The sequence below is a fragment of the Micromonospora aridisoli genome (assembly GCF_056150025.1).
This window is the reverse complement of the sequence record NZ_JAXCFK010000016.1, coordinates 84,638-91,206: the sequence shown is the minus strand read 5'-3', so window position 1 is coordinate 91,206 and position 6,569 is coordinate 84,638. Positions and strand designations below refer to the sequence as shown.

At 71.4% G+C, this 6,569-nt stretch carries 9 protein-coding genes; 6 read left to right on the top strand and 3 right to left on the bottom strand.

What is annotated here, in order from left to right:
* Positions 1-151: 151 nt before the first annotated feature.
* The 3 genes from SM447_RS26640 to SM447_RS26630 form a co-directional block, all read right to left on the bottom strand.
* Positions 152-1,531: a glycine--tRNA ligase gene (locus tag SM447_RS26640; protein WP_474575615.1), complete on the bottom strand. Its 1,380-nt coding sequence runs from the start codon at positions 1,529-1,531 to the stop codon at positions 152-154.
* Between the two features lie 112 nt (positions 1,532-1,643).
* Positions 1,644-2,153, bottom strand: coding sequence for an Rv0361 family membrane protein (locus tag SM447_RS26635; protein ID WP_474575624.1), 510 nt, complete (start codon positions 2,151-2,153; stop codon positions 1,644-1,646).
* Positions 2,154-2,499: 346 nt separating this feature from the next.
* Positions 2,500-2,841 (bottom strand): antibiotic biosynthesis monooxygenase family protein, encoded by a 342-nt coding sequence (locus SM447_RS26630; RefSeq protein ID WP_474575614.1) that lies wholly within the window; start codon positions 2,839-2,841, stop codon positions 2,500-2,502.
* 29 nt (positions 2,842-2,870) lie between these two features.
* Here SM447_RS26630 and SM447_RS26625 point away from each other — a divergent pair, with 29 nt between their 5' ends.
* Genes SM447_RS26625 through SM447_RS26600 form a run of 6 tightly spaced genes read left to right on the top strand, consistent with a single transcriptional unit; the run spans position 2,871 to position 6,547 of the window.
* Complete coding sequence (locus SM447_RS26625) at positions 2,871-3,128, top strand: hypothetical protein (RefSeq protein WP_474575613.1); 258 nt, start codon at positions 2,871-2,873, stop codon at positions 3,126-3,128.
* A gap of 55 nt (positions 3,129-3,183) precedes the next feature.
* Positions 3,184-4,188: a metal ABC transporter substrate-binding protein gene (locus SM447_RS26620; protein ID WP_474575612.1), complete on the top strand. Its 1,005-nt coding sequence runs from the start codon at positions 3,184-3,186 to the stop codon at positions 4,186-4,188.
* Entirely contained in the window at positions 4,185-4,949 is a 765-nt protein-coding gene (locus SM447_RS26615) for a metal ABC transporter ATP-binding protein (protein ID WP_474575611.1), read from the top strand. Before SM447_RS26620 ends, SM447_RS26615 begins: the two co-directional genes overlap by 4 nt.
* Positions 4,946-5,815: a metal ABC transporter permease gene (locus SM447_RS26610; protein WP_474575610.1), complete on the top strand. Its 870-nt coding sequence runs from the start codon at positions 4,946-4,948 to the stop codon at positions 5,813-5,815. Before SM447_RS26615 ends, SM447_RS26610 begins: the two co-directional genes overlap by 4 nt.
* 37 nt (positions 5,816-5,852) lie before the next feature.
* Entirely contained in the window at positions 5,853-6,152 is a 300-nt protein-coding gene (locus tag SM447_RS26605) for an ArsR/SmtB family transcription factor (protein WP_474575609.1), read from the top strand.
* Positions 6,149-6,547, top strand: a complete 399-nt coding sequence (locus SM447_RS26600) for a Fur family transcriptional regulator (RefSeq protein WP_474575608.1) — start codon at positions 6,149-6,151, stop codon at positions 6,545-6,547. The genes SM447_RS26605 and SM447_RS26600 overlap by 4 nt, the downstream gene beginning before the upstream one ends.
* Positions 6,548-6,569: the final 22 nt, after the last annotated feature.

The window sequence follows — 6,569 nt, the reverse complement described above, 5'->3', positions numbered from 1 at the left end:
CCGGTATCAGGTTCTTCTTCGTCGATGAACCATCTACCGGAGACCTCGCCACATCCCGGGCACCAACACACCCCACCCGGATTTCAAAACACGCCCTAATAAGGGGCCCCTCCTCTACGCCAGGCGTTAAGAAGGGGCCCTTCCTTACACCTCAGCAGCCGGGGAGGTGGTCGATCAGGTAGCGCTCGACCTGGTCGAGGGGGATGCGCTCCTGGGTCATCGTGTCGCGGTTCCGTACGGTGACCGCGTTGTCGTCCAGGGTGTCGAAGTCGACGGTGACGCAGAACGGGGTGCCGATCTCGTCCTGCCGGCGGTAGCGACGGCCGATCGCCTGGGAGTCGTCGAACTCGACCACCCAGCGCTTGCGCAGCCGGGCGGCGAGGTCCTTCGCCTTGGGTGAGAGCGCCTCGTTACGTGACAGCGGCAGCACCGCGACCTTGACCGGGGCCAGCCGCGGGTCGAAGCGCATCACGGTGCGCTTGTCGACCCCGCCCTTGGTGTTCGGCGCCTCGTCCTCGTCGTACGCCTCCAGCAGGAAGGCCAGCACCGCACGGGTGAGGCCGGCGGCCGGCTCGATCACGTACGGGATCCACCGCTCGCCCTTGGTCTGGTCGAAGTACGACAGGTCGACACCGGAGTGCTTGCTGTGCGTGGACAGGTCGAAGTCGGTGCGGTTGGCGACACCCTCCAGCTCGGCGAACTCGGTGCCGCCGAACTGGAACCGGTACTCGATGTCGACGGTGCGCTTCGAGTAGTGGGAGAGCTTCTCCTTCGGGTGCTCGTACATGCGCAGGTTGGACTCGGACAGGCCGAGGTCGACGTACCAGTTCCACCGCTCGGCGAGCCAGTATTCGTGCCACTGCTCGTCGGTGCCCGGCTCGACGAAGAACTCCATCTCCATCTGCTCGAACTCGCGCGTACGGAAGATGAAGTTGCCCGGGGTGATCTCGTTGCGGAACGACTTGCCCGTCTGCGCGATGCCGAACGGCGGCTTCTTGCGGGCGACCGTCTCCACGTTGCGGTAGTTCACGAAGATGCCCTGGGCGGTTTCCGGCCGCAGGTAGTGCAGACCCTCGTCGCTCTCGACCGGGCCGAGGTAGGTCTTCATCAGGCCGTTGAACATCCGCGGCTCGGTGAAGGTGCCCTTGTTGCCGCAGTTGGGGCAGTTCAGCTCGGCCAGCGAGGTCGGCGGGCGGCCGTGCTTGGCCTCGTACGCCTCCTCGAGATGGTCGGCGCGGAACCGCTTGTGGCAGGACTGGCACTCGGTCAGCGGGTCGACGAAGGCCTCCAGGTGCCCGGAGGCGGCCCAGACGTCCCGGGCGAGGATCACCGCGGAGTCCAGGCCCACCACGTCGTCGCGCTGCTGGACCATGGTCTTCCACCACTGTCGGCGGACGTTCTCCTTGAGTTCCACGCCGAGCGGGCCGTAGTCCCACGCCGACCGGGTGCCCCCGTAGATCTCGCTGGAGGGGAAGACGAAGCCTCGGCGCTTGGCGAGGCTGACGACGGCGTCGATACGGTCGGCTGGCATTTTTCCTCCTACGCCGACTGGCGGTCGGCGGGGACGTGACGGTCGGCGGGGACGGTTCGGGACCACGGTACGACCGGTGCGGTCCCGAACCCAGGACATTACCTGCGGCCGGTCAGTTGACTCCGCAGACCTCCATGCCGCCGGTCTGCGGGTCCTGTGCGAGCACCACCTGCTGGCGCTCCTGGCCGCCACCGCTGTAGGTCACCTCCACCGGCACGGTGAGCGTGGTGGTGTCCACCTCACCGACGCGGTAGGAGGAGATCTGCGGCTCGGCGGCGGCCCGGCGCTCGAACTCCTGCCGGGACTCGCGCCGCCGGGCGTCCTCGCAGAGCTGGTCGTATGCCCGGCCGTAGTCGCCGTCGGCCAGGGCCCGGTAGTAGTCGCCGGATACCGTGCGGCCCTGCTCCTCGATCGCCTGTACTCCGCTGATCAGCAGGCCGACCACCGCGGTGCCGCCACCGCCGCAGCAGAGCAGGATAGCCAGCGCCCCGGCACCGAGTCCGAGCCAGAGGCGTGACCGGCCGCCCTCGGTCGGCGGCGCCGCGAAGGGCGGCGCCACCCCGGGTCCGGCCGGCGGCACCGGTACGCCGTGCTCGGCACCGGACGGCGGACCGGGCGGCAGCTGCCCGGGCGACGAGCCAGGCGGCAGCTGCCCGGGCGACGAGCCAGGCGGCAGCTGCCCGGGCGGCGACGAGCCGGGCGACGTGGCACCGGGCGGCACCGGGCCGGCCGACGTCGGGTCGGGTGGCGGAGCGGCGGTGCCGGGCGAGGTCGGGCCGGTGGGCGGTGACCCGGCGGAGTCGAAGGCGGCCGTCGCGCCGGTGCCGTCGGTGGACGGCGGGCCGGGACTGGGCGACGCGCCGCCTTCACCCGGGACCTGGGGTCCCTGCTGGCCGGGCAGCGAGGGGTGCGGTGGTGGGGCTGCCGGTCCGGGAGCGGTCATAGGAGCCAGCGTAGTGCCCGGCGACTCAGCGGTAAGGACCCGCAGCCCGGTCGCTGGCGACGGTTACCACGTCCCCGCCCGGCGCGGCGGTCGCCAGCGCCTCGTACGCGGACGGCTCGTCGAGGCTCTCGGCGAGCAGCGGCACCGCCGTGATCTTCACGTCGAAGCCGCCGAGGGCACGGCGGTAGCTGCCCACCGACTCCCATTCGGTGACCAGGCACCAGTGTCGGGGGTCGTCCAGCGCCCGGACCAGCTGTCCCCGCTGGTAGCCGGGCCGGGCGGCGAGCGCCGCGAGGGCCGCGTGGGCCCGGGCCGTGAACGCCTCCGCGACGTCCTCGTCGACCACGAACCGGTTGGTCACCAGCACTGGCTTCTCCTCCTCGTAGAGTCTGTGGGATGCAGCGTACGCAGCGCGGGATCACCGGCCGGCTGGCCCGGACCAACCCGACGACGGTGTTCCTGGTCACCCTCCTCCTCGTTCTGGTGGCGTTCTTCACGCCGGGCCTGGTCGGCGCGCTGTTGACGCTGCTGCTGGCCGGGGCGCTGGCGGCCCTGCTGGTGACGACCTGGTCGGTGCAGACGCCACAGACCCGGGTCATTCGGCTGATCGCCCTGACCCTGCTGGTCACCGCCGGCCTGGTGAAGCTGCTCTGAACATGCAATCATGCGTTTTTGACAATCATTGTCGTTGTCGCGGACAGTCGAAGACATGAACCTCCGCACCGCCCCGCGCGCCCTGGCCACCGCCACGGCCGCCCTGCTCGCCCTGACCGGTGTCACCGCCTGTTCGAACGACGGCAGCCCGGCCGGCGCCGACCCCGAACGGGTCGACGTGGTGGCCGGCTTCTACCCGTTGCAGTTCCTCGCCGAGCGGATCGGCGGCGACGCCGTGGCCGTGACGAATCTGGCCCGTCCCGGCGCCGAGCCACACGACCTGGAGCTGAACCCGGGTCAGGTCGGCCAGGTCAGCGAGGCGGAGCTGGTCATCTTCCTGCACGGCTTCCAGCCGGCCGTGGACGAGGCGGTCGAGCAGAACGCCGGTGACCGCGCCTTCGACGTGGCGACCGTGGAACCGCTGCTGGACGCCACCGCCGGTGGCCACGACCACGGCCACGAGGGCGAGGAGGACGAGCACGGCCACGAGGACGAGGAACACGCCGAGGAGGAGAAGCACGCCGACGAGGCGACCGACGGTGCCAAGGACCCGCACGTCTGGCTCGACCCGACCCGGCTGGCCACCATCGGCGACAAGCTCGCCGAGCGGCTCGGCACGGTCGACCCGGACCGGGCCGGTGACTACACCCAGCGGGCCGCCGCCCTGCGTACCGAACTGGAGCAGCTCGACACCGAGTTCGCCGAAGGGTTGAAGACCTGCCAGCGCCGGGAGATCGTGGTCAGCCACACCGCGTTCGGCTACCTGGCGCAGAAGTACCAGCTGGAGCAGATCGGCATCAGCGGGCTCAGCCCGGAGGACGAGCCGTCCCCGCAGCGACTCGCGGCGGTCACCGAGGAGGCCCGGGAGCACCAGGCCACCACGATCTTCTTCGAGACGCTGGTCAGCCCGAAGGTGGCCGAGACCATCGCCCGGGAGGTCGGCGCCCAGACCGCGGTGCTCGATCCGATCGAGGGCCTGTCGGCCGAGAACGGCGCGGACTACCTTTCGGTGATGCGTACCAACCTGCAGACCCTGAGGACGGCGTTGAGCTGCTCGTGACACCTGACGTAATCACCGTCACGCACGGGGTGGTCGGCTACGACGGCCGCCCCGTGCTTCGTGACGTCTCACTGACCGTGACCGCCGGTGAGGTGGTCGCGCTCCTCGGCGCCAACGGCTCCGGCAAGTCCACCCTGATCCGCGCCATCCTCGGGCTGGTCCCGCTCAGCGCCGGTGCGGTGACCCTCTTCGGTCGGCCGGCACGCCGGTTCCGGCAGTGGCACCGCATCGGGTACGTCCCCCAGCGCCTCGGCGCCGGCAGCGGCGTACCGGCCACCGTCGCCGAGGTGGTCGCCGCCGGGCGGCTGGCCCGCCGGGGGATCCTGCGACCGCCCGGGCGTGCCGACCGGGAGGCCGTCGTCGAGGCGTTGCACGCCGTCGGCCTGGCCGACCGGGCGAAGGACCCGGTCGCCACCCTTTCCGGTGGGCAGCAGCAGCGCACGCTGATCGCCCGGGCCCTGGCCGGCCGCCCCGAACTGCTGGTCCTCGACGAGCCGACCGCCGGCGTGGACGCGGCCAGCCAGGAGGCCTTCGCCGGGGCGTTGCGGGACTTCGCCTCAGGCGGGGGCACCGTGCTGCTCGTCGCCCACGAGCTGGGTCCGCTGCGACCACTGATCAGCCGGGCGATCGTCGTACACCAGGGGGTCGTGGCCCACGACGGCGCCGTGCCGGAGCCGGCCGGGCACCACGCGGCGCCCGACCACGACCACGTGCATCCGCACGGTCCCGAGGAGCCCGCCGGGCTGTGGAGCGCACGATGAGTCTCTTCCAGTACGAGTTCATGCTGCGCGCCCTGATCGGCGCGTTGATCATCGGTCTGGCCGCTCCGGCGCTCGGCATCTACCTGGTGCAACGGCGGCTGGCGCTGATCGGCGACGGCATCGGGCACGTGGCGCTGACCGGGGTCGGTGCCGGCCTGCTCTTCCAGACCTCCCCCGTGATAATGGCGGTGATCGCGGCCACCATCGGCGCGATCACCATCGAGTTGATCCGCGAGCGCGGCCGCACCTCCGGTGACCTGGCCCTCGCGCTGCTCTTCTACGGCGGCATCGCCGGTGGGGTGGTGCTGGTCGGGCTCTCCGACAGCACCAGCGCCAACCTCAACGCGTACCTGTTCGGGGCGCTCACCACGACCTCCCGCGACGACCTGGTCACCATCGCCGTGCTCGGCGTCGCCGTGCTGGTCACGATGATCGCGTTGCGGCCCGCGCTCTTCGCGGTCTGCCACGACGAGGAGTACGCCCGGGTCTCCGGCCTGCCGGTACGCGCGCTCAACCTGCTGCTCGCGATCACCACCGCGATCACGGTGACGATCGCCATGCGCGCCGTCGGCGTACTGCTGATCAGCGCGCTGATGGTCGTCCCGGTGGCCACCGCGCAGCAGGTCACCCGGGGGTTCCGCAGCACGATGGCCGCGGCGATGGCGCTGGGCCTGTTCGCCGCGGGGGCGGGCATCTGGATGGCGGCGCTCGCCGACACCGCGCCCGGCGCCTCGGTGGTCGTGCTCGCGATCGCCTCCTTCGTCGTGGTCACCCTGCTGGCCGCCGCCTGGCGTCGGGTCCGTCGGGCCCGACCGCAGCCCGCGCCCGCTCCCGAACCGCACGAGGTGGTGCTCGGCGGGTCCTGATCACGAGCCGCGCGCCGGTATTGGTTACCGTTGCAGGGTGACCAGCGGATCCGGCTACGACGCGTACGAGGGTGCCAGCGAGCTGCTGCGCGCCCTCTCGGCCCCGATCCGGCTGGCCATCGTCAGCGAGCTGGCCGACGGTGAGCGTTGCGTGCACGAGCTGGTCGACAAGCTCGGCGTGACGCAGCCGCTGGTCTCCCAGCACCTCAGGGTGCTCCGTGGGGCGGGTGTGGTCCGAGGCTCCCGGCGGGGGCGGGAGATCGCGTACACCCTGGTCGACGAGCACGTCGCGCACATCGTGGCAGACGCGGTCAGCCACGCCGGGGAGGGATCATGAGCGACAGCGGTACGGCGGTACGCAACACCCGTCAACGTTCGGCGGTGAGCGCGCTGCTCGCCGAGGTGGAGGGCTTCCACAGCGCCCAGGACCTGCACGCGATGCTGCGCGAGCGTGGCGAGCGGGTCGGGCTGACCACGGTCTACCGGACCTTGCAGGGCCTGGCCGACGCGGGCGAGATCGACGTGATGCGCCCGCCCGGCGGTGAGCACCTGTACCGCCGCTGCAGCGAGGGGCACCACCATCACCTGGTCTGCCGGTCCTGCGGCCGGACGGTGGAGGTGGCCGGCCCGACCGTGGAGAACTGGGCCGACCGGGTGGCCGCCCAGCACGGCTTCACCGACGTCAGCCACACCCTGGAGATCTTCGGCACCTGCCCCGCCTGCGCCCGCTGATCCCCACCCTCCCCCTCCTCGC

Bases quoted from the DNA above. Each gene is read 5' to 3' on its own strand.
- SM447_RS26640 (WP_474575615.1), bottom strand. From the start codon at position 1,531: ATGCCAGCCGACCGTATCGACGCCGTCGTCAGCCTCGCCAAGCGCCGA.
- SM447_RS26625 (WP_474575613.1), top strand. From the start codon at position 2,871: ATGCAGCGTACGCAGCGCGGGATCACCGGCCGGCTGGCCCGGACCAAC.
- SM447_RS26620 (WP_474575612.1), top strand. From the start codon at position 3,184: ATGAACCTCCGCACCGCCCCGCGCGCCCTGGCCACCGCCACGGCCGCC.
- SM447_RS26610 (WP_474575610.1), top strand. From the start codon at position 4,946: ATGAGTCTCTTCCAGTACGAGTTCATGCTGCGCGCCCTGATCGGCGCG.
- SM447_RS26600 (WP_474575608.1), top strand. From the start codon at position 6,149: ATGAGCGACAGCGGTACGGCGGTACGCAACACCCGTCAACGTTCGGCG.